The sequence below is a fragment of the Brevibacillus choshinensis genome, assembly GCF_001420695.1.
Taxonomy (GTDB): domain Bacteria; phylum Bacillota; class Bacilli; order Brevibacillales; family Brevibacillaceae; genus Brevibacillus; species Brevibacillus choshinensis.
Map to the genome: position 1 here is coordinate 1661701 of NZ_LJJB01000007.1, position 22735 is coordinate 1684435.

At 45.3% G+C, this 22735-nt stretch carries 19 protein-coding genes and 1 pseudogene; 18 read left to right on the plus strand and 2 right to left on the minus strand.

All coding sequences use genetic code 11. From position 1 onward, the window contains the following. Window positions 1-9 precede the first annotated feature (9 nt). From AN963_RS07995 to AN963_RS30155, 12 genes and pseudogenes are all read left to right on the plus strand, one after another. The gene (locus tag AN963_RS07995) at window positions 10-753 is read left to right on the plus strand and encodes a HoxN/HupN/NixA family nickel/cobalt transporter (RefSeq protein WP_055743967.1); all 744 of its coding nucleotides are present in this window, start codon (window positions 10-12) and stop codon (window positions 751-753) included. A 36-nt stretch (window positions 754-789) separates the two neighbouring features. Continuing rightward, the gene (gene speB, locus AN963_RS08000) at window positions 790-1941 is read left to right on the plus strand and encodes an agmatinase (RefSeq protein WP_055743968.1); all 1152 of its coding nucleotides are present in this window, start codon (window positions 790-792) and stop codon (window positions 1939-1941) included. A 19-nt stretch (window positions 1942-1960) separates the two neighbouring features. Further along, window positions 1961-2794, plus strand: coding sequence for a polyamine aminopropyltransferase (gene speE / locus AN963_RS08005; protein ID WP_055743969.1), 834 nt, complete (start codon window positions 1961-1963; stop codon window positions 2792-2794). A 376-nt stretch (window positions 2795-3170) separates the two neighbouring features. Then, window positions 3171-4292, plus strand: a complete 1122-nt coding sequence (locus AN963_RS08010; protein ID WP_055743970.1) for an ABC transporter substrate-binding protein — start codon at window positions 3171-3173, stop codon at window positions 4290-4292. Window positions 4293-4306: 14 nt separating this feature from the next. After that, complete coding sequence (locus tag AN963_RS08015) at window positions 4307-5125, plus strand: alkaline phosphatase family protein (protein WP_055743971.1); 819 nt, start codon at window positions 4307-4309, stop codon at window positions 5123-5125. Window positions 5126-5199: 74 nt separating this feature from the next. Further along, entirely contained in the window at window positions 5200-6048 is an 849-nt protein-coding gene (locus AN963_RS08020; protein WP_055743972.1) for an ABC transporter permease, read from the plus strand. After that, a complete protein-coding gene (locus AN963_RS08025) occupies window positions 6045-6851 on the plus strand; it encodes an ABC transporter permease (RefSeq protein ID WP_055743973.1) in 807 nt (268 codons plus the stop codon). Before AN963_RS08020 ends, AN963_RS08025 begins: the two co-directional genes overlap by 4 nt. Beyond that, entirely contained in the window at window positions 6848-7870 is a 1023-nt protein-coding gene (locus tag AN963_RS08030) for an ABC transporter ATP-binding protein (RefSeq protein ID WP_055743974.1), read from the plus strand. The genes AN963_RS08025 and AN963_RS08030 overlap by 4 nt, the downstream gene beginning before the upstream one ends. A 14-nt stretch (window positions 7871-7884) precedes the next feature. Then, window positions 7885-8691, plus strand: coding sequence for a DeoR/GlpR family DNA-binding transcription regulator (locus AN963_RS08035; protein ID WP_055743975.1), 807 nt, complete (start codon window positions 7885-7887; stop codon window positions 8689-8691). Between the two features lie 27 nt (window positions 8692-8718). Beyond that, a complete protein-coding gene (locus tag AN963_RS08040) occupies window positions 8719-9510 on the plus strand; it encodes an HAD family hydrolase (RefSeq protein ID WP_055743976.1) in 792 nt (263 codons plus the stop codon). Beyond that, window positions 9507-10874, plus strand: coding sequence for a D-serine ammonia-lyase (locus AN963_RS08045; protein WP_055743977.1), 1368 nt, complete (start codon window positions 9507-9509; stop codon window positions 10872-10874). The genes AN963_RS08040 and AN963_RS08045 overlap by 4 nt, the downstream gene beginning before the upstream one ends. Before the next feature lie 142 nt (window positions 10875-11016). Continuing rightward, window positions 11017-11187, plus strand: a pseudogene (locus AN963_RS30155) (ATP-binding protein); the annotation flags it as partial. Between the two features lie 72 nt (window positions 11188-11259). Here the strand turns inward: AN963_RS30155 and AN963_RS08050 are convergent. Then, the gene (locus AN963_RS08050; RefSeq protein WP_055743978.1) at window positions 11260-13302 is read right to left on the minus strand and encodes a sigma-54 interaction domain-containing protein; all 2043 of its coding nucleotides are present in this window, start codon (window positions 13300-13302) and stop codon (window positions 11260-11262) included. Between the two features lie 251 nt (window positions 13303-13553). On the opposite strand from AN963_RS08050, the gene AN963_RS08055 reads away from it, so the two are divergent. From AN963_RS08055 to AN963_RS08080, 6 genes are all read left to right on the plus strand, one after another. Next, window positions 13554-15167 (plus strand): glutathione ABC transporter substrate-binding protein, encoded by a 1614-nt coding sequence (locus tag AN963_RS08055; protein WP_055743979.1) that lies wholly within the window; start codon window positions 13554-13556, stop codon window positions 15165-15167. Between the two features lie 42 nt (window positions 15168-15209). Further along, window positions 15210-16130: a nickel ABC transporter permease gene (nikB, locus tag AN963_RS08060; protein WP_055743980.1), complete on the plus strand. Its 921-nt coding sequence runs from the start codon at window positions 15210-15212 to the stop codon at window positions 16128-16130. Window positions 16131-16216: 86 nt separating this feature from the next. Continuing rightward, window positions 16217-17746, plus strand: a complete 1530-nt coding sequence (locus AN963_RS08065; protein ID WP_055744501.1) for an ABC transporter permease subunit — start codon at window positions 16217-16219, stop codon at window positions 17744-17746. A gap of 10 nt (window positions 17747-17756) precedes the next feature. Beyond that, a complete protein-coding gene (locus AN963_RS08070) occupies window positions 17757-18725 on the plus strand; it encodes an ABC transporter ATP-binding protein (protein WP_055743981.1) in 969 nt (322 codons plus the stop codon). 17 nt (window positions 18726-18742) lie between these two features. Then, window positions 18743-19711 carry an ABC transporter ATP-binding protein gene (locus tag AN963_RS08075; RefSeq protein ID WP_055743982.1) on the plus strand — a complete coding sequence of 323 codons (969 nt, stop codon included), beginning with the start codon at window positions 18743-18745 and terminating at the stop codon, window positions 19709-19711. Window positions 19712-19747: 36 nt separating this feature from the next. After that, window positions 19748-21118: a M20/M25/M40 family metallo-hydrolase gene (locus AN963_RS08080; protein WP_055743983.1), complete on the plus strand. Its 1371-nt coding sequence runs from the start codon at window positions 19748-19750 to the stop codon at window positions 21116-21118. Window positions 21119-21250: 132 nt separating this feature from the next. Here AN963_RS08080 and AN963_RS08085 read toward each other — a convergent pair whose 3' ends face one another. Next, a complete protein-coding gene (locus AN963_RS08085; RefSeq protein ID WP_055743984.1) occupies window positions 21251-22672 on the minus strand; it encodes a sigma-54 interaction domain-containing protein in 1422 nt (473 codons plus the stop codon). Window positions 22673-22735: the final 63 nt, after the last annotated feature.

Consider the following 22735-nt stretch of genomic DNA (forward strand, 5'->3'; position numbering starts at 1 on the left):
GGATTTGAAATGAGCACTGAAGTTATTAGCCTGATTATGCTAGCTTTACTTTTAGGATTTCGGCATGGAATTGATTGGGATCACATAGCCGCTATCACGGATCTGGTCGGGGGAGAACGCCAGAAGAAAAAAGGATTTGTGTTAGCCTTTTGGTACGCGATTGGGCATGAAGCGGTGATTGTCATACTCGGAGGATTGGCGGTTTTGTTTGGTTTAACCATGCCTGAGTGGGTCGATAACGTGATGGAAAGGGTTGTGGGGATTACACTCATTCTATTAGCTGCCTTCTTGATTACCTCTCTCTTTCGAAATAGCCAAGAAGTGATCATGGTGAGCAGATGGAGAATCCTTTTTACTGGATTTTACAATTTGTTTACCAAGCTCACGGGGCGATATTTTGGTAAATATCGAAGCTTTGACTCCCAAATCAATATAGATGTTACGCGTTCTGGGGCATTCGCGATTGGGATTGCGCATGGGATCGGAGCCGAAACCCCCACTCAATTGATGCTGTTTACAGCTGTTACTAGCGTCGGAAGTCCGGAGCATGGCCTGGTAGCCGTGCTGGCATTTGCCATCGGCTTATTGGTTTCCCACACTGTGTTAGCCTTAGCTTGTTTATTTGGGTTTACACAGGTTCTTAAAAATAGATTGGCATTTCGAGGGTTGGCAATAGCTACCTCCGTTTACAGCATAGGATTGGGAACGCTATGCATCCTGGGGAAGTCCTCGATACTCCCATCTATTTTATAAAGCAAGTACTGCAAACAATCACAGGAGGAGATGCACATGGGGTTCTTCGATAATCATGGATTAAGCTACAGAGCCAAAAAAGGAATAGAGAACAAGGAAGATCTACTAGGTGTGATTGCAGCTGAAAAAGAAAAGGAAGTCCCGAAAATAAAGGCTGAAGAGGAAATTCGACGCGGCTTGGAATATGGACTTGAAGCTGCGGAATCCATTGGCGATAGGACCATTTCATGCTTCTCCAGAGGATCGTTACCTCCTTATTCGGGAATCAACACGTTTTTGAAAGTTCCTTATCTAGAGGATGTACGTGATGTTGGAAAATACGATGTGGCGTTTATGGGCGTGCCATTTGACATCGGAACCACGTACCGCTCAGGAACCCGCTTTGGTCCGCAAGCGATTCGTCGCATTTCAAGCCTGTATACTTCTTTCTCTTTTGAATTGGGCGTTGATTTGAAAGAATCATTAAATATGGTGGATATCGGTGATGTCTTCACTATCGCTAATATTGAAAAGAGCTTCGACCAAATTACGAAAGCAGTTTCTCACGTAATCAGCTCAGGAACGATGCCGATTATCTTTGGCGGCGATCACGCCATTGGCTATCCTTGCCTGCGGGCCGTAGCCGAAAATGTGGAAGGGAAGGTTGGAATCATCCATCTGGATCGCCATATTGACATGGGGGAAAAAGATATGGATGAACGAATGCATGGCACACCATGGTTCCATGCAACCAACATCCCAAATGCACCTGCTGAAAACTTGGTTCAGGTTGGACAAGGTGGCTGGATAAGTCCAAGAGAGGGCTATTCAAATGCCCGAGAAAGAAAAACGACCATTATCACCATGGCTGACGTTGAACGGATGGGAATTGAAAAGGCAGCTGAAGCAGCTTTGGAGACCGCTTGGAAAGGAGCAAAAGCCGTATACTTAAGCTTTGACATCGACAGTATCGATCCTGGTTTCGCTCCGGGTACAGGAACGCCGGAACCAGGCGGATTTTTGCCACGCGAGGCGTTAAAGTTTTTGCAATTAGTCGCCAAAGAAGGCGTTTGTGCAATGGAAGTCGTGGAGGTCTCTCCACCTTATGATGTTAGTGACAAGACAGCTCTCTTGGCCGCTCGTGCTGTGTTGGATGTACTGGGCACGATGGTAGTAAACGGAAAAATCGGCAAGAAAATCACTTCATAGTAGAAATGAGGCAATGAACATGGAATTATGGTTTAACGAAAAACAGACTGAGGCTTTTGGAATTTCAGTGAGAGTTAAAGAGACGCTAGTAACGGAAAAAACGGAATATCAAGATTTGGCCATCGTTGACACATACGAATTCGGGCGAATGCTTACCCTCGATGGTATGGTGATGACAACGATCAAAGATGAATTTACTTATCACGAGATGATGGCACATCCAATATTAGCTTCTCATCCCAATCCACGGCACGTTCTTATTGTCGGGGGAGGAGATGGGGGTGTTGTTCGTGAAGTGTTAAAACACCCAAAAGTAGAAAAAGTAGTGCATGTTGAAATCGACAGCAAGGTCATTGAGTATTCCAAAAAGTATCTTCCTGAGATAGCTGTAGGCTTGAGCGATCCTCGAGTCGAAGTGATAGTAGGGGACGGGTTCATGCACATCCATGAAAATAAGAACAAATATGATGTCGTAATGGTCGACTCAACGGAGCCGATAGGACCAGCTGTCCCTTTGTTTGAACGGGGTTTTTTCCAAGGGATTTACGAAGCACTAAAAGAAGACGGGATGTTTGTAGCTCAAACAGACAACCCTTGGTTCAAATCGGATCTCATTCGAAAGGTGAACCGTGACATCAAGGAGATTTTTCCTATCACCCGTCTCTATACAGCCAATGTTCCTACGTATCCAAGTGGATTGTGGGCATTCCAGATAGGTTCCAAAAAGCATGATCCTCTAGCAGTAGAGTTAGACATAGATTTCCTCAATAAAATGGAGACGAAATATTACTCTCCTGCTATTCACAAGGCTTGTTTTGTATTGCCGAAGTTTGTAGAAGAGCTTGTGAAATAAAAAGAATCAAATAAGCTGTGCCAGGCGTGTAAAAGAGCCAATCAAAAGCCATGATATCTACCTTGTGAGGGAAAATATCATGGTTTTTTGGTGTTATGTGGTAATTGTAGTTACATTTTGTGCGTTTCAGGTAATGGTTATTGGTTATTTTGGCTAAAATATATGGGATCTCTTAGGATTAATTTGAAATGCTGTTAGTATAATCGTGATGAAGTAGGGCAAAAAATCAATAATTATCATTGTTTTAGAAAATTCAATCAATTGAATTGACACGACATTTACAATGAATTAATATGTGCTTAAAGTTGCGATTGTATATTCTGTATATAACTAAAACAAACATTTCACACACAAACCCAAAACGGAGGCGATTGATGTGAGAAACAAGCTTGCTCTGAAAACGGCTTTGATAACGGGACTGTTAGCGCTAGGGATTACCGGCTGCGGAAGTGTTCAAGAAGGCACCCCAGCTACAAAAGAGCCTGCAACAAATGCTGAACAACCCAAAAAAGCGCTAACGCTAGATGAGATTACAAATCTGGCAAAGCAAGAAGGACAAGTGGTCAGTGTGGGAATGCCGGATGGTTGGGCAAACTGGAAGGACACGTGGAATGATTTAAAAACAAAATACGGGTTAAGCCACACAGACACTGACCTGTCCAGCTCCGAAGAAATTGCCAAATTTGAGGCAGAAAAAGATAACCCAACCGCCGATATCGGGGATGTAGGCATTGCTTTCGGACCTATCGCTGTCGAAAAAGGCTTAACACAGCCTTATAAAACCACCCATTGGGATGATATACCTGATTGGGCAAAAGATGATCAGGGACATTGGTTGGTAGGCTATCAAGGGACAATCGCTGTTTTGACCGATAAAAAACTGGTACCGAATCCACCCAAAACATGGGATGAACTGTTAAAAGGCGATTATAAAGTAATTGTTGATGATGTGGCCAAGTCAAACCAGGCACAAATGACTGTATTGGCTGCTGCCATGTCTCATGGAGGAAATGAGGGAAATGTTCAGCCTGGTCTTGAATATTTTGCCGAATTGGCCAAGCAAGGCAGGTTGGCTTCCATGGATGTAAGACCTACCAATCTGGAAAAAGGTGAAGTGCCTGTTGCGCTTCTGTGGGATTTCACAGCGTTGGGTTACCGGGACAAGATTGACCCTAATCGTTTCGAAGTGACGATTCTAAAAGAGGGTAGCGTCGTCAGCGGCTATACGACCATCATCAATAAGTATGCTCCACATCCTCATGCAGCCATGTTGGCTCGGGAATACATTTTAAGTGATGAAGGGCAAATCAATCTTGCCAGAGGGTATGCCCGACCGATTCGCTCCAATGTGAAGCTGCCGGACGATGTAACCAAAAAACTGATCTCTCCCGAGCAATATCAGAATGTAAAACCGATCTCTGATTACAAGGTATGGGACAAGACTGCGAAACAGCTACCACAACTGTGGCAAGAACAAGTATTGGTACATGTGAAATAGGAGGGAACGACGATATGAACAAGGTGATAATGGTAGTGATTGATGGCTTGCAGTATCAGGTTGCTTCTACTCAAATGGGGTACCTGAATCATTTGGTTGAGTTGAATAAAGCGGCTTATTACAAAGTGAAATCCGAGCTGCCAAGCATGTCCCGTCCCCTTTATGAAGTGCTGCTGACAGGTACGCCTTCGAGTGTCAATGGGATCACCAGCAATGATATTCAACGTCTGTCTACGCAAAAAAGCTTGTTCCACCTGACGAAAGAAAATGGAATGCGGAATGCAGCTTCCGCTTTCTATTGGGTGAGCGAGCTATATAATCGGGCTCCTTTTCACAAGGTGGAAGATCGACAGCAGGCTGATGAAACAAAGCCGATCCAGTATGGAACGTTCTATTACGATGATTTTTACCCCGACTCACATCTTCTCTTGGATGCGGAAGTGCTACGTAGAAAACACGACCCTCACTTTCTCTATATCCATACAATGGGGGTTGATAACACTGGACATATCTATGGATCAGATTCGAAACAGTATCGAAAAGCTGCCATCAATATGGACAGCCAGTTAGCCGAGTTAATCCCTGCATGGATCAAGGAAGGATACCATATTGTCATTACGGCGGACCATGGCATGAATACGGATGGGACGCATGGGGGGACCGGCAATGACGAGAGGGATGTACCGTTCTTCATCATAAGTGAACGGGTGAAGCCGGGATACCACGAACAGGTGATACCGCAACTAGCAATGTCTCCATTCATTTGCAAATTGCTTGGAATCTCGCCGTCTGAAGCCATGATTGAATACGACTTTTCCGGGATTATGGTTTGAAACCTTTCAAACATCAGGAAGACCATTAATTTCTTAGGATGGTCTTCCTTACTTCAAACCCAGGAGTTGTCTCTATGAAACAGAAGACCTTGCTATTTTCGCTCGTGGCCATGCTTCCTTTCGCAGTTCTGGTCATAGCATTTGAGATCGTACCACTGATCGGAATGCTGATTGACAGCTTTTCAAAGGATGAAGGCGGAGGATACGGATTGCAGCAGTATATTACTGCATTGACCAATCCCTATTATTCAAAGGGCATGCTCAATAGTTTGCTCATCTCCCTTTATTCCAGTCTCATTGGTATCGGAATAGCGCTGGTAGCATCTTATTCGATCACGCAAATGCCGAAAAAAATTCAATCCATGATGATTACATTTTCCAATATGACTTCCAATTTTTCAGGTGTTCCTCTTGCATTCGCGTATATCATTTTGCTTGGAACCAGCGGGATTTTCACACTGCTATCCAAGGACTTTGGATGGGATATCTTATCTGCATTTGATTTATATAGCTGGAGTGGTCTCGTGGCAGTCTATGTTTATTTTCAAATCCCCTTGGCCATCCTGCTGCTTTATCCAACGTACGCCGGTATCCAAAAATCGTGGAGAGAATCCGCAGCACTCTTGGGAGCATCCTCTTGGCAATTTTGGAGATATATCGGACTCCCGGTCATTTTTCCGAGTGTGGTTGGGACTTTTAGCATCCTGTTTGCCAATGCGATGGGGGCATATGCAACAGCGTATGCTTTGGTTGGAGGCAGCTACAATTTGGTACCTATACGGATCGGTGCATTAGTAAGCGGAGATGTGGTCAGCCAACCTCACCTAGGAAGTGCGCTGGCAATGATTTTGGGACTGATGATGATCGGGGCCATGTGGATAAACGAACGGATGATGCGAAGGGTAAGGAGAGATTTGCGATGAGGAAAAAGTCCATCCACTATCTAGTTGTCGTCATTGTCGGGCTTTATCTTCTGGTACCTTTAGTAGCAACGTTTTTGTTTTCAATTTCGAATACCTGGGCCAATACGATCTTGCCCTCAGACTTTACTTTCTCATGGTATCAACAGCTTTTCTCTGATCAGCGATTTATCGAGGCGATGGGGAGGACACTCGGGATTTGTATTCTCACGCTGGTGGTTAGCATGATTTCAATGGTGATGACCATTTTTGTGATCACGTTGTATATGCCAAAGCTGGAGCGTTTCATTCAGGCGCTTGTCATGCTGCCTTATGCGATACCTGGAGTGGTTGCTGCTGTTGGGCTGATTAAAATGTACTCCAGCAAACCGATTGTCTTAACCGGTACGGTATGGATTCTGATCGGGGCTTATTTCGTACTGATTCTGCCTTACATGTATCAGGGCATACGCAACAGCCTGCGGACACTCGATGTAAAAAGGCTGATCGAAGCCGCTGAGATCTTGGGTGCTAGCAAATGGAATGCCTTTGTTTATGTGGTGGTGCCAAATATCATCCCAGGGATTCTCGTAGCTTCCCTGTTATCCTTCTCCATAATGTTTGGTGAGTTTGTATTGGCAAATATACTGGTAGGTGGCCACTTTGAAACCATCCAAATCTATTTGATGAAGCGATTAAAGGAAAACGGTCATTTGTCTAGTGCGGTCGTCATTACGTATTTTATGATCGTATTGATCAGCTCCTTGGTGATGTTGAAGCTGGGAAGCAGACTCCAAAGACATGAGAGAGGGGAGAAGGCGTCATGAGCTATGTTCAGATCGAGCAGGCATCCAAAAAGTATACGGATACGACGGTACTTAATCAGGTTTCACTCGCTATCGAAAAAGGTGAATTCATCACATTGCTTGGTCCGAGCGGATGCGGGAAGAGTACTTTGCTTAGATGTATTGCAGGTTTGGAAACGTTAGACAACGGATCCATAAAAGTAAACGGAAAAGAAATCTCGCACTTCCCTCCACAGCGGCGAAGTGTTGGAATGGTGTTTCAATCCTATGCGTTATTTCCCAATATGACGGTTTTCGATAATATTGCTTTCGGATTAAAAATGCACAAGCTGGAAAAACAGGTAATTGACAGAAAAGTAAATGACGTAATAAAGTTGATTCACTTATCAGGTAAAGAGTCATCCTATCCCCACCAACTATCTGGTGGACAGCAGCAGCGTGTGGCACTTGCGAGAGCGATTGTAACCGAACCGGATATTTTGTTGCTTGATGAACCGCTTAGTGCACTCGATGCGAAAATACGCAAGAACCTACAAGTGGAATTAAGAAACATCCAGAAAAAATTAAAAATCACCATGATTTTCGTCACTCATGATCAGGAAGAAGCCATGACCATTTCAGATCGAATCTTTGTGATGGATCAAGGTGTCATTGTACAGAGCGGAAAACCGGAGGAAATCTACGATCGTCCCCAAAACGAATTCGTTGCCCGCTTTATCGGCAGCTATAATGTTTTGACACATGAAGACATCAATCGAATAACCGGAGAAACTTTGATGCCAGGGGTATATGCCATCCGGCCAGAGGTAATCGAGCTATTCGACGAAAATATTCCCAGTGAACTAAAGACAACAGGTTTTTGGATCAAAGGGGCAGTTATGAATAAGTCGGTCAGAGGAAATGTTCGCCGTTATGAGATTCAATCTGATACGGTTACGTTATATGTAGATGAGCTGAACGTTTCTCAAACCCCTCATTTATCCGAAGGTACGTTCATTCAAGCGTTGATTCCTGAAAAGGAGTGCCTATTACTAGGATAAGAAAGGTGAATCTCATGTCGATTCTAGCTATCGAGCGAAAAAAAACAATACTAGACCAATTGCAGGCAACCGGAAAAGTGAATGCCGCAGATTTAGCCAGTTTGTTTGATGTATCAATGGAAACGATTCGGCGTGATCTAGATCTCTTGGAAAAGGAAGGTTTCCTTACCCGTGTACATGGAGGGGCTGTTAAAAGCAATTTTGAATTTGGCGAACCTCCTTTTGTGCAGAGGCAAAGTTTGCAATTGGAATCAAAACAGAAAGTCGCTAAAAAAGCTGCCCAATTGGTGAAAAATGGGGATACGATTGTTGTGGGTGGCGGCACTACCATATTGGAAATGGCTCGTGCGCTCCGTGGTCTAAACAAACTGACTGTATTAACAAGTTCCCTGCCCACTGCCAATGCCCTGATTGAATCGTATCATCAAGGATTATTCCATGGGAAAGTGATTCTGCTTGGTGGTGAGATAAACATGGAGCAACATTCTACCGTAGGAACAATCTGCGAGAAAATGTTGGGTCTTTTTCACGTGAATAAAGCCTTTCTCTCTCCAGGCGGGATTTCGTTAACGGGTCTTACCGAATATGAGTTGGAAGAGTCTGCTATTTCTAAAAAAATGATTGAAGTTGCAAAAGAAGTGATCGTCATCGTAGATCAATCGAAAATCGGAATTGAAGCGCTTTGCAAAATTTCCCCATTACAAGGGATTGATGTCATTGTCTGTGATCAAGATGTTCCTTTATCTTGGAAACCACATGTGGAGAAAATCGAGTGGATTTTAGCTGAAGACGAGTCGAGAGAAAAAAATTCCACAGAGTAGAATTTATGGAGAGAGCAGGTGTCCTGATTGAATCAGAATCAGATAAAAGGGATCCTTTTTGACAAGGATGGCACACTCATTGATTTTCATGTTTTTTTTGTACAAGTAGCAAATGATCTGGTAGATAATCTTGTTGAAGATTTTCATTTGCCGAACGATCATTTGTTAAAAGAAGAGTTACTGGAAGCGATCGGTTTGCGGGGGAACCAGGTGGACCCACAAGGGATCCTGTCCAGCGGGACATCCAGAGATATTTCCGTGGCTTTTTTTGAATGGCTTCAGAAAAAGATAGAGGTGTCATTTAGTCTTGAGCAACTGAATACATGGATTCACCAAAAACTGTTTGTCCTAACCAAGACAAATGGGGCACATATCAAACCGACAACCGACTTGTCCGCACTATTTGCAGAGCTACGCCGTCTCAGAATCAAGGTAGGAGTGGCAACAGCAGATGATTTGGAATCCACTTTGTTTTGTTTGGAGAAATTAGGGATTCGTGAGTTTGTAGACTTTATCGGAACATCGGATTACTATGCGAAAAAACCAGATCCACATATGCTTCATGCTTTTTGTGAAACATGTAACTTACATTCGTCAGAGGTGGCAGTTGCAGGAGATACGGTTGTGGATATGCTTTTGGCGAAGAACGGGAAAGCAGGTCTGGCAATTGGTGTATTATCAGGTGTGAGTACGTCAGAAAAATTGGAATCATTCGCAGACATCTTGCTTCCATCCGTCGGAGATATTATAGGTAAGGGAGGAGCATTGGTTTGGGAAAGCACCGAAACTAGCGGTAAGAATGAGGGGGCGTGTCCATGAATAAAGAACAATACGTAGCAGGAAAATCGATAGACCAGTGGATTGAGGATTTCCCTGTGATAGACGATATGGTTTCTACAAAGGAAGTTGTTTGGATCAATCCTAACTACGACGTTAGCAAGAGCGTTTCAAATTCCTTGGGTAAGCATGACGTATTCGACGCGGAAAAAAGGCTGAACAGATTTGCTCCATATCTCGCAAAAGTGTTCCCGGAAACAAAAGCGATGAACGGAATGATTGAATCTCCAATTGTACCAATCCGTACGATGCAAGGCTATCTGGAGAAAAGATACAACCGTGAGATTCCAGGGGAATTATGGATGAAATGCGATAGCCATCTTCCCATTGCCGGATCAATCAAAGCCAGAGGCGGGATATATGAAGTGCTTCAGCATGCTGAAGACCTTGCCTTGAGGCATGGCAAACTGACGATACATGATAATTACGAGTTGTTCGACTCGGAATCGTTCAGAGATTTTTTCTCCCAATACTCCATAGCAGTAGGATCTACCGGTAACCTTGGGTTAAGTATCGGCATTATGAGTGCAAAAATCGGATTTAATGTTACGGTGCATATGTCCGCGGATGCCAAGCAATGGAAAAAGGACTTGCTACGAAGTAGAGGCGTCAACGTGATCGAGTATGCCTCTGATTACAGCAAGGCCGTTGAAGAAGGAAGAAAACAGGCGGAAAATGATCCGAACTGTTACTTTATAGATGACGAGAATTCAAAGCATCTCTTTTTAGGATATGCGGTTGCTGCCAAAAGACTGCAGAAGCAACTGGATGAGAATAAGATCATAGTAGATCAAGAGCATCCTTTGTTTGTCTATCTCCCTTGCGGTGTCGGAGGAGGACCTGGAGGCGTTGCTTTTGGGTTAAAATTGCTTTTCCAGGATCATGTCCACTGTTTCTTTGCTGAACCAACCCATTCCCCTTGCATGCTGCTTGGTTTGTTAACCGGACTGCATGACCAGGTGTGCGTACAGGACTTCGGAATCGATAATAAGACAGAAGCAGACGGGCTTGCCGTAGGCAGACCATCCCGATTCGTAGGAAAGACTGTTGAGTCGTTATTAAGTGGTGTTTATACGATTGAAGATGATGAACTGTATGTATTGTTGCAGGCACTAAGTGATACGGAAAAAATTAACCTAGAACCTTCAGCGCTGGCCGGGATGCTGGGACCTGTTAAATTGACAGGGAGCGAACAGGGAAAACAATTTTTTGAAACCTATGGACTGGAGCCGAAACTGAAACAAGGCACACATATCGTGTGGGCGACAGGAGGAAATATGGTTCCTGCTGAGATTATGGATGAATACTATCAACGAGGATTATCAGTAACTCAGAAGAACATATAATCACATGAAGTGTCACTGTTATGAAACCGGTCAATAACAGCCAGTTTGTCTCGATATTAAACCGGGGCAATACTGGCTTTCGTTTTAGGACAGTAAACTCGAATGTTCGATCCTGCTTTTGATGACAATCCGAAATGGGACGGAGCTATTGCCCAGACTTGGGGAACCTTTTTATACCACCAAAGAGAAGGGAACAGGACTAGGTTTACTTGTTAGTAACAAAATTATTAAAGATCATCACGGCAGTATCAACATCACCAGCGAAATCAACAAAGGTACCATTGTCGATATCACCTTACCTATTTTTATTTGAATCCTTACTGGTTTCATTTTCGTTGGCCCGATAAAGTTATTTCGGGCCATTTTGATTGCCAGGTTTTTGTATCTATTCCAAGATCCTCACGCCTGCCTCGGTCAACCTCGTTCCGAACCGGCCCCGATTTTTTACAATATACCCTCGTGATTCTAGCACATCTAATCGACTGCGAACCTGCTGCTCGGTCAGCGGTCTTGACCAGACCGCGCTTCTTTCCGCTATTTTTCGCCTGTTAGGTATTTCACCTCCAGCCGTAATGGCTTGAATACTGCGCAAGATGAGTAACAGTTCGTCTTCTTCATCAGGTATCACCAGAGTTTTCGGTTTCAAGTCAGTAATCTGTTCTCGCATCCTCGGTGATGAGGCCTTCTTTTGAAAGCCGCTTTCCAAGGGAATGTTCTCGATCTGGATCGTATTCTCCTCACAAACAGCCATCATGTAATCAATCGTGTTCTTTAGCTCCCGGACATTCCCGAACCATGGAAGGGAAGTGAGCTTTTCGATAACCTCTGGTAAGACAGTTATTTCCGGGTGTTGGCTTTGCTGGATAAAATGCTGAACCAGGAGTGGGATGTCATCCGTTCGAGTTCGAAGGGAAGGAAGGTCGATAAAGAGGACCCGAAGTCGATGATACAAATCTTCGCGAAACGTTCCTTGTTCAATCATCTGCAACAAATTTTTGTTGGTGGCGGCGATGATCCGGACGTCGATGGGGATAATTTTGCTTCCACCGATACGCATGATCTCTTTTTCCTGCAGTACGCGTAAGAGTCTTGCTTGCAGCTTAAGGCTGCTGTCTCCGATCTCATCCAAAAAGATTGTGCCGCCGTTCGCCTGCTCGAACAAGCCAACTTTCCCACCCTTTTTAGCCCCCGTGAAGGCGCCTTCATCATAGCCAAACAGCTCGCTCTCCATCAGATCCTCGGAAATGGCACTGAAATTGACAGCGAGAAATGGTCTCTTGTCCCGCAGCGATGCGTTATGAATAGCGCTCGCAAAAAGCTCTTTGCCTGTTCCGCTTTCACCTTGGATCAATAGAGTAAGTTCCGTTTCGGCAAGCTTTTTTGCGATTGTTTTTGTTTGCATGAGCGTTGCGCTTTTCCCGATCATATCGTCAAACGTGTATTTTGCCACAAAGCCTTTCTTTTTTAATTCGGAGCGCAGTGATATCTCAAGCTCGATTGTCTTTCTAGCGTTTTTAAAGGTAGCCACGAGCGACTGATCGTTGTTCAGAGGGAAGCGGTGAACGACGACCTCGACTTGCCCAAACGTAAACCAGCGATCCTCCTCGTGCGACTGGTCCATTAAAAAGTCGATGAGAGCAGGCTGATCGATTGCGTCGCCAATATGCTGACCGATGACACGCTTGGTCGAGACGCCAAGCAAATTGCCGAGCTCCTCATTGAACACAGTGATCTTGCCATCATGGGTAATGGTCAGGATACCGTCGTTGACGCCATCGAGCACTTCATTTAGGTGTTTGTTCAGGTTAGTGGCAATCTGATTGGCATCTGCCAGCCGTTTGCTTAACTGAATGATTTTACGTAGATAGCGCTGGGAGATGACATCTCCTGGTTCGTTGAGGTGGAAATGGTCCAGTATTTGATGGATCGTCGAAATGTCCATCAGACGAGGGCCGATGCTGACTATATCCTGAACATGCTCGGGGATGAGCTCGAAAGCACCTGGTGTCACGGCAATTTCAATTTTTCGTGCATTTTGAATTCCAGGATAAAACGGGACGTAATTGATGTGGTCGATCCCCAGTTTTTTCAACGACTCAATCGATTCCAAACATGTTTCGAAGGAGTCATTGATATAGAGGACGTTGGTTCCCGCAGGCAAATAGAGAAGCTTGTCAATGTTCTCGTAGTTGATGATTCGTTTTGCGATGATGACTTTACAGGTTGTATCGAGGCATGCTTTTATTTTTGGCTCTTCTAACACAAGCTGGTGAGAGAGCACAACCAATCGATCATGAAGCGATTCCGGGATGCCTTCTTCTATGGAGTAACTGCTGAATTGTACATACCCGTCCATTATCTCCTGTAGCTGATTGACAAGCGCGGTGCGGGTGTCCATGCTACCGGCAAGTAAAACAAATTCATTCATGCTGTTTTCGACCTCGCTTTTGGTTAATTGGGTATGTTTGGGTTATATGTAGCCAAAAATAACCGAATATTCTATATCATAAAACAAACTGCTTTGAATTGCACGAATCATACGTAAAGCGAAAACCAAGTGATATCAATGATTCACGGAAAGGGAGCAGCAGAAGCAGCTGCCTCTTTTTAATTGGCATAAATCATGCTAAATACTAAAAATGATTCACTTATTTGAAAAATTAAAGGGGAGAGATTCGAGTGAAATCGAGACAAAAGTGGTTTTTGTTCTGTGTCAGCTTTCTATTCGCTACCGCGATGCTAACCGGCTGTGCAGGCAATTCAGATCCAACATCGTCAGCGAATGTACCGGCAGCAGAGAATGGAAAGCAGGAAGACACAACAAAGCTTACACCAAACGCGGAAGTAACGGTGGCGCTCGAAGCAGAGGCGACCTCGCTTGATCCTTGGAATTCAACGGATAGTAACTCGCTAAATATTTTGTCCACGATGTTCGAAGGATTGCTATCGCTGGATGAAAATGGGGAGATTGTACCTGTTCTTGCAACCGATTACAAGATGTCAGCAGATGCAACCTCTTTGACTTTTCATTTGCGCAGTGGCGTGCTGTTTCATGACGGTACACCATTTGATGCTCAGGTGGTGAAAATGAACCTGGATTACGTCCGAAACAAAGCCAATGGCATGGCACGGGCTAGCTTCTTTGGTTTTATCAATGAGGTAACCGTTGTGGACCCGTATACCGTGACCATCACAGCGAACGAACCCAATTCTGCGATGGTGGCTTACATGGCACATCCTTCTGCCACCTTTAAATCACAGAAAGAATTGCAAAAGAAGATCGATGATTCGAAATACAATTTAGACCGTCATCCAGTGGGAACGGGACCTTATCAATTTCAAGAATGGAAAAATGGACAGTATGTGAAGGTCGTTGCATTTACCGATTATTGGGCGAAGGAAAAACAAGCGAAGCTGGCGGCGATTCTGTTCAAGCCAGTAATAGAGGCGAGTACACGGGTCAACATGCTCAAAGCGGGCGAGGTTGACGTTGTGACAAGTTTGCCGACACTTGATGCACGGAGCATGGGAACCGATTCGAGCTTGGATGTTTATACGGGCCCCTCGCTCAACGTACTCTATATCGGAATGAATACAAAGCTCGATAAGTACAAAGACAAGCGGGTCCGCCAGGCTTTAAACTACGCCGTGAACAAGGAGCAGATGATCAGCAAGGTTGCAGACGGATTCGGCACAGTAGCTGATTCACCGCTTTCACCATTGGTCAAAGACTACGCTAAACAGCAAAACTATGTATATGACCTAGACAAGGCTAAAGAGCTACTGGCGCAAGCCGGCTATCCGAATGGCTTTACAGCTACGCTGTGGACACGCAACTCAACCGAGTTCGTTGCTATTGCGGAAAATATCAAAATGCAGCTGCAAAACATAGGGGTCAAGGTCGATGTGCAAGCATATGAGAGTGGCACGCTGTTTGAAAAGCTGGACGCTGGACAGGGAACCGATCTGTACATCGGTCGATGGGGTACGGGTACCGCGGAAGCCGATTGGGGTTTGCGACCAAACTTCGCCTCTGACAGAGTTCCTCCAAATTACAATAACTCTGGTTTCTATATGAACGAACATGTGGATCAACTGCTAGACGATGCGCTAAAAGCGACCGACAACAATGTGGCGCAGCAAAAATACGCCGAAGCACAAAAGACCATCATGGATGAGGCTCCGTGGATTTTCCTGTACGTCCCTGATGTGGTGATCGCAAAACGAAAAAATGTATCGGATGTTTCCGTTACGCTCGATACAGTTCGTCTCAATGCTGCTTATAAACAATAGGACCTCTGAGTCGGTTTACTTCCTGAAGAGAAGGTGTAGTGTATGGTAAGATATATTCTGGGTCGCGTGTTAGGCATCATACCGATCTTAGTGATCATCTCGATCCTTTCATTTTTGTTCGTGCATCTTACTCCGGGTGACCCGATCCGAATCATGTACGGTGCGGAAATGGATATGGCCACCTATGAGAGTGTAAAAGAAAAGCTTGGCTTTAATGATCCGCTCTATGTCCAGTACGGGCGGTATCTCAGTCAAATACTTTCTGGAGACTTCGGTATGTCCTATAAAACCAAGACAAATGTAGCAGACGAAATCGGCAGACGGTTCCTTTACACGCTGGGATTAACGTTTGCCAGTATGTTCTGGGCGCTGGTGATTGGCTTGGTCGTCGGAATTTATTCTGCGGCTAAGCGCAAGTCTTTCTGGGATCGCATAGGGATTATCTCGACCACGACGATCATCAGCATTCCTGAATTTTGGTTTGGGCTAATGCTTATGCAAATTTTTGCGGTTCAGTTGGGCTGGCTTCCGACGAGTGGGAGTGGTACTTTTGCCCATCTTCTGCTTCCTTCGATTACTCTGGGATTCGGTGTGGCTGCGATTATTGCTCGCTTTACCCGTTCCAGCGTTCTTGAAGTATTACAAGAGGATTTCGTACGTACAGCTCGGGCGAAAGGGCAGCGGGAGTCAGTCATTATTTGGACTCATGTGTTGCGAAACGCGTTGATTCCCGTTATTACCATGACAGGTCTGCAGTTTGGTTTTTTGCTCGGCGGGGCAGTAGTCGTTGAGCAGGTTTTTGCCTGGCCGGGGCTGGGCTCGTACTTGATCGATTCCGTGTTAGCTCGTGATTATCCGGCGATGCAGGCACTCATTTTACTGTTCTCCATCCAGTTTCTGATCGTCAATCTATTCGTTGATATCAGCTATAGCCTCGTGAATCCGCAAATTCGTTATGAATAACCAAGAGGAGCAGACTTATGAACAGTCAGATTGAAGATAAAACATCATTGAAGCAGACAACAGCCCGAATAACGCAGGAGGTGGGGATGAAACGACAATCACCCGTTCAGCTGTTTCTAGTAAAGTTCAAGAAACAAACGATGGCGCTTGCAGCCTTCTGGGTATTGGTTGGCATCTTCCTGCTGGGGCTGGCTGGCACGTGGATCACACCCTTTGATCCAAACAGACCTGTCAATGAACAGTATGAGGAAAAAGGGATCAACCCCACAAAAGCAATGACTGGGGTGATAGAGGTAATCGGGAAGATGAGTGATGGAACAAAGCGTCCTTTATCTGATCTTGCACTGCAAAGCACGAACCGTCAGATCGCGGATGTCCGCTATTCCGAAGGGGAGGCCATCGTCACACCGGTAGGCCAAGGTAGCACGACGGCGTTGATTGCAAAAGACAACGTTTCTACTCAGGTCCAGGTAGACGTATCCGTAGAGGGCACATCGAAGGTCATCACGCAACTACTGCTGCACGGTCCGACAAGCACTGTAAAAAAGGGTGACAACTTTCAGCTTGAACTAGAGGCTCGGCTCTCCAATGGTGAAAAGCTGGTTGGCCTGGAACAAATTCATAGCAACCTGCAGCAATTACAGGGCGCGAACAACTCCGTATCTCAAGGCAACAGTGGATTTTTGTTAGGAAAGAAAAAGAAGGAGCAACTGCAGGTTCATTACGAATCCACAAATGAAGAGGTGTTACGAGTCAATCAGGACGGAATCGTGACTGCGCTCGGGAGAGGAACTGGCAAGGTAAAAGTATCACTCGGGTCTATATCGACAATCGTGCCTATTGCGGTTGAGACAGCGATGAAAGATCCAGTCCTCGTTCAAATACTGGTTTCCCAATCACAAATTACGTTGCAGGATAGCAGCAAACATCAGCCGCCATCCCTTCTTCATTGGTTCGGAACCGATCATCAGAATCGGGATATTTTTAGCCGCGTTTTGGCTGGGACACGAGCAACTTTGTTCATCGGATTCGTCTCTGTCGGGATAGGGGCTATTCTCGGTACATTGCTTGGACTATTGGCCGGTTATTACGGACGGTGGGTCGACTCGATCATTACTCGTCTGACCGATATCCTGCTTGCCTTTCCAGGGATTCTGCTCGCGATTGCAGTTATTGCCGTATTGGGACCTGGAATGGCCAACATTATTTTTGCAGTAGCAGTTTTTACAGTTCCCATCTTCATCCGCATCGTTAGAGGCAGCGCCCTATCACTCAAGCAAATGACGTATGTGGAGGCAGCGAAATCTATCGGTGTGCCGGATTTTGTGATTATCATGCGGCATATTTTGCCTGGCATGCTACCTGTCGTGATGATTTATTTGACCATGAGAATTGGAACTGCTATTCTGCTGGGTGCTGCTCTTAGCTTTCTCGGGTTGGGTGGGGATATTACGGCGCCGGAATGGGGAGCGATGTTAAGTGCGGCCAAAGATAACAGCCGGTCTTTATTCTATCCTACCTTTTTTCCAGGGATAGCCATTGTGCTTACTGTCGTTTGTTTCAATCTGTTTGGTGACGGGCTGCGAGATACACTCGATCCCAAGCTAAAGGAGTAGAAGAAATAGGATGAAAAAGCCGATTTTAGAGGTCAACCAACTACAGGTGTCATTTACAAAAGATGAGAAAGAGATCACTGTGGTCAACGGGGTTTCTTTTGTGGTTCATGAGGGTGAAACCTTGGGGATCGTAGGTGAGTCCGGGTGTGGCAAAAGCATCACATCTCTATCCATCATGCGCCTCATCCCAAGCCCGCCAGGCCGCATTTCTAGTGGACAAATCGTTTACAACAATGTTGATTTGACCAAATTGTCAGAGGAAGAGATACGCGGAGTGCGCGGTAACGAGATATCGATGATCTTTCAAGAGCCTATGACCTCCTTAAACCCACTTTTTACAATTGGCAGGCAAATCGATGAAATTATCCTGCTGCATACACATGCCTCCAGGAAGGAAGCCAAACAACTGTCCATCGAGATGCTGAAGCGCGTTGGAATATCCCGAGCAGAGCAAGTCTATCTTAGCTATCCATTCGAGCTCTCTGGTGGCATGAGGCAACGAGTCATGATCGCGATCGGAATGGTGTGCGAACCCAAGCTATTAATCGCTGACGAGCCGACTACCGCACTGGATGTGACGATTCAGCTGCAAATATTGGACTTGATGAAAAGTTTGCAGGCAAACGCAAACACCGCCATCATCTTGATCACCCATGACCTAGGGGTAGTTGCTGAGTTGTGTGACCGTGTTCTAGTGATGTACGCAGGCGAAATGGTAGAGGAGGCTGATGTGGACGATTTGTTCCATGACCCCAAGCATCCTTATACAATCGGTCTCCTTAAGTCCATGCCCTCGATAACGGAAAAGAATAATCGCTTGTATTCAATCAAGGGGCAAGTTCCACCAGCAGGGATGATTACCAGAGGATGCCGCTTCGCTGATCGGTGTGGTCGTGCCTTTGACCGATGCTGGGAGGATGACCCACAGCAAGTAGTAGTCGGAAAAAATCATACTTGTCGATGCTGGCTGTATGCCTAGCATCATTAGGAGGTGCTTTGGTGGAACCACTGGTGGAAATAAAAGAAGTAAAGGTGTATTTTCCGTCCAAGAGTAAGCTGTATGCAAAATCAAAGAGTGTAGTGAAGGCAGTGGATGATGTTTCGTTTTCTATCAGGCAAGGAGAGACTCTGGGACTTGTCGGAGAATCAGGCTGCGGAAAATCAACCACAGGACGGGCTGTTATGCAGCTTCTCAAACCGACATCAGGTGAAATCAGTTTTGCAGGCAGGAAGTTGTCCTCTTTATCTGTAAGCGAATTGAGACAAGAGCGCAAACATTTCCAAATGGTGTTCCAGGATCCGTTCTCTTCACTAAATCCACGGCTCACAGTAAAAGAGATTCTCGATGAGCCTTTGAAAGCCCACAGGATTGGCTCTGCGCAGGAACGGTGGGGAAGAATACGTCATATCATGGAGGTTTGCGGATTAAATCACAACTATGCCAGCCGATACGCCCACGAATTTTCGGGAGGACAACGGCAACGAATCGGCATAGCTCGTGCGCTGATCCTGCATCCACAGCTGGTCGTGGCAGATGAACCCGTCTCTGCATTGGACGTATCGATCCAGTCGCAAATATTAAATCTCATGCAGGATTTACAAGAAGAGTTTCAGCTTACTTATCTGTTCATCTCCCATGACCTCGGTGTTGTTCGACATATATGCGATCGAGTAGGCGTCATGTATTTGGGGAGAATGGCTGAGCTTGCGACGACTGAAGAATTATTCGCTAATTCATTACATCCCTATACCAAAACGCTATTATCCGCGATCCCAGTTCCAGATCCGCGGCTGAGAAAGGATCGGATTATTTTGCAGGGGGATGTGCCGTCGCCCATCAATCCGCCACAGGGCTGTGCTTTTTCGGGCAGATGTCCTAACGTGATGGAAATTTGTAAAGAAAGCAGACCTCGAATGCTGAACGTGACGGGTGAGCATAGTGTGGCTTGTCATCTCTATGGATGATGAGAAAAGGAAGCTGAAGATGGGAGAGAAAAAGAAATGAGCTTGACAATGGTTGAACGATTGCTAGAAGAGCGAAAATCAGACTATTTGCAACAATTGTTTGCATTGCTAAAACAGAAAAGCATCAGCACCACAAATGAGGGCGTACGAGAATGCGCAGAGTTGTTACTGGAAATGATGCAGTCATGTGGTATACAGAGCCGATTGATGGAAACAGCGGGACATCCTGTGGTGTACGGGGAATGGCTTAAGGCTGAGAATACGTTTACCGTTTTGATCTATGGACATTATGATGTGCAACCGCCTGATCCGGTGGAAGAATGGCAGTCACCGCCCTTTGAACCGACGATACGTGAGGGAAGGATTTATTGCCGTGGAGTAGGAGACAACAAAGGACAATTGATGGCACAGGTGCTGGCAATTAAAACGTACTTAGACAGTTTTGGAGAGCTCCCAGTAAATGTAAAACTATTGTTTGAAGGTGAGGAGGAAAACAGCAGCCCACATCTCGCAGCATTCGTTGCCGAGCATAAAGAACTATTAGCGTGTGACCTTGTCTATACATCTGATGGGCCAATGCATGGTAGCGGCATTCCTTCTGTCGAACTCGGTGTCAGGGGAATTCTAGGTGTTGAAATGATCGCTTACGGAGCCAAATGGGATCATCATTCTGGAAATATGGGTAATATCGCACCAAATCCGGCGTGGATGCTGATCGACCTGTTGAGAACGATGCGCGATGAGCATGGCAGAGTTCTGATCGAAGGATTCTACGATAACATCCGCAAGCCAACCGCCTATGAGCTTGATCTGTTTCGCAAATTGCCCTTTGATCGCAATGAGTTGATCGAGCAGATCGGATACCCGGATATCGAAGAGGATTCCGAAACCTACTATCGTCAGGTATCATTGGAACCTACTTTTAATATTTGTGGTTTCCACAGTGGATACGGAGGAGATGGCTCAAAGACGATCATTCCTGCCAAAGCGAGCGTGAAAATGGATATTCGCCTTGTCATCGATCAGGATCCGGATGACATATTTCAAAAACTGTGTTCCCACGTCAGGAAGTACGCTCCTTCCATTAACGTTTTGCATCAGGGAGACATGAGGCCTTCACGTACTTCTGCTGAACTGGAAATTGTGAAAGTGGTCGTAGAAGGCGTAGGGAATGCTTACGGAATCGATCCACTACTAGTGCCTGGTGTAGGGGGCAGCCTGCCCGATTATGTCTGGACACAAATCCTCGGGGTGCCGTCTGTGATGGTCCCGTATGCCAATGCAGATGAGGCGAATCATGCACCGAATGAGAATATGGTAGTAGAGCTATTTTATAAAGGAATCTCGTGCACATGTCATGTGCTTCATCAATTAGGGGAGTTTTCTAAGAAGAAAAATGATTTGTAGTGAGATGAGCAGGCCAAAGAATAATAAGGATCAAAAGAGCAAGAAAAAAAGGCACGCGGCGCAAAAAAGCCGGGTGTCATTTTTTCTGTCTACCTGTTGCAGTATCACTAGTTTTCACTCCGGATGCGTGCCTTAGCGATTCATTTCGTTGCGGATATGATATTTACCTAACCTGCGTATCAGCGATGTTTGGGTAATTCCAAGGACTTTTGCCGTTTTTCGGGTAGACTTATGCTCCTTAAATGCCTGTTCAATGATTCTCTTCTCTACATCTTCGAGAACCTCGCTTAACGTATTGCCATTTTTCAAAAAGTCCAAAGCCTCTTTTTCCGCATGGGCAAAGAGAAAACGCTTTGGTAAATCATGAATCGAAATTTCTTCCTCTTTTGCCATGATGACGAGCCGCTCAACCGTATTTTCCAACTCGCGTACATTTCCCGGCCACTGATAACGCTGCAAGGCATCTATTGTTTGCGTCGAAAGGGTCCGAGTGCGGCCGTGCATCTGGTTATATTTTTGTAAATAAAAGTGGAGGAGTGGAAAAATATCTTCTTTTCGCTCACGCAGAGGAGGAATTTCAACTGGCAAAATATGAAGACGATAATACAGATCTGCGCGAAATTTCCCCTCTTTTACCATATCCTCAATCTCTCGGTTCGTCGCTACAATGATGCGAACATCAGCCTTTTCTATATGTGAACCGCCAAGTGGCATATAGGTTTTGTCTTGCAGTAATTGAAGGAGCTTAGGTTGCAAATGTAGGGGAAGTTCACTGATTTCATCTAAAAAGAGCGTTCCTTTTTCGGCTAGTTTGACCAATCCTGACTTGCCGGTTGAATTAGCACCAGTAAAGGCTCCTTTGTGGTAGCCGAACAATTCCGACTCGAGAAGTGAATCCGGAATGGCTGCACAATTCAAGTGAAGAAATGGCTGATTGCGTCGTTCGCTCAAGTCGTGAATACGTTTGGCTACCAGACTTTTTCCAACTCCTGTTTCTCCTGTAATAAGCACGGTTGAAGCTACGCTCGCTACTCTTTCCAATATATCCACAAGTAAACTATGTACTTTGCTTTGTCCAACAAGGGGCTGTTCCTCGTTGAACAGGATAAACCGAGTGCTCATTTTGTTTAGTTCTAGTAAATACCGACTCAATACGGGACGTAAATCCTCCAATTGAATGGTAGAAACATGTTCCATCCAGTTGCTAATATCGTCACCATGTGCCACAAAGTATACGGGGTTGTCCTGCTCATCCATGATGACCTCGCCAGAGACCGTCACCTTATGCCGCCCGGTAATTTCTTGCACAGCTGTTACCGGGCGTCTGGCTTGTGCAGTCATTTCGATTACGCAAGGAGTAAAAGCTCCTTCTTTATTCAGGAGGTAAACATTACGGCCAATCAATTCTTCCCTGCTTTTGTTTAGAATCTTGCAACCCGCTAGGTTCACCCAAATAATCGTTCCGTCTGCATCACAAATATTAATCCCGCTGCTAATGGTATCCAGAATTTTCAGGAGATATTTTGCTTCAATTTGGCCAGGAATGTTGTTCATCGCTTGAAACCTCCTTAGAATGCATCCGGTTTCGAACCACAAACGGTTCAATTAAAAGGGAAG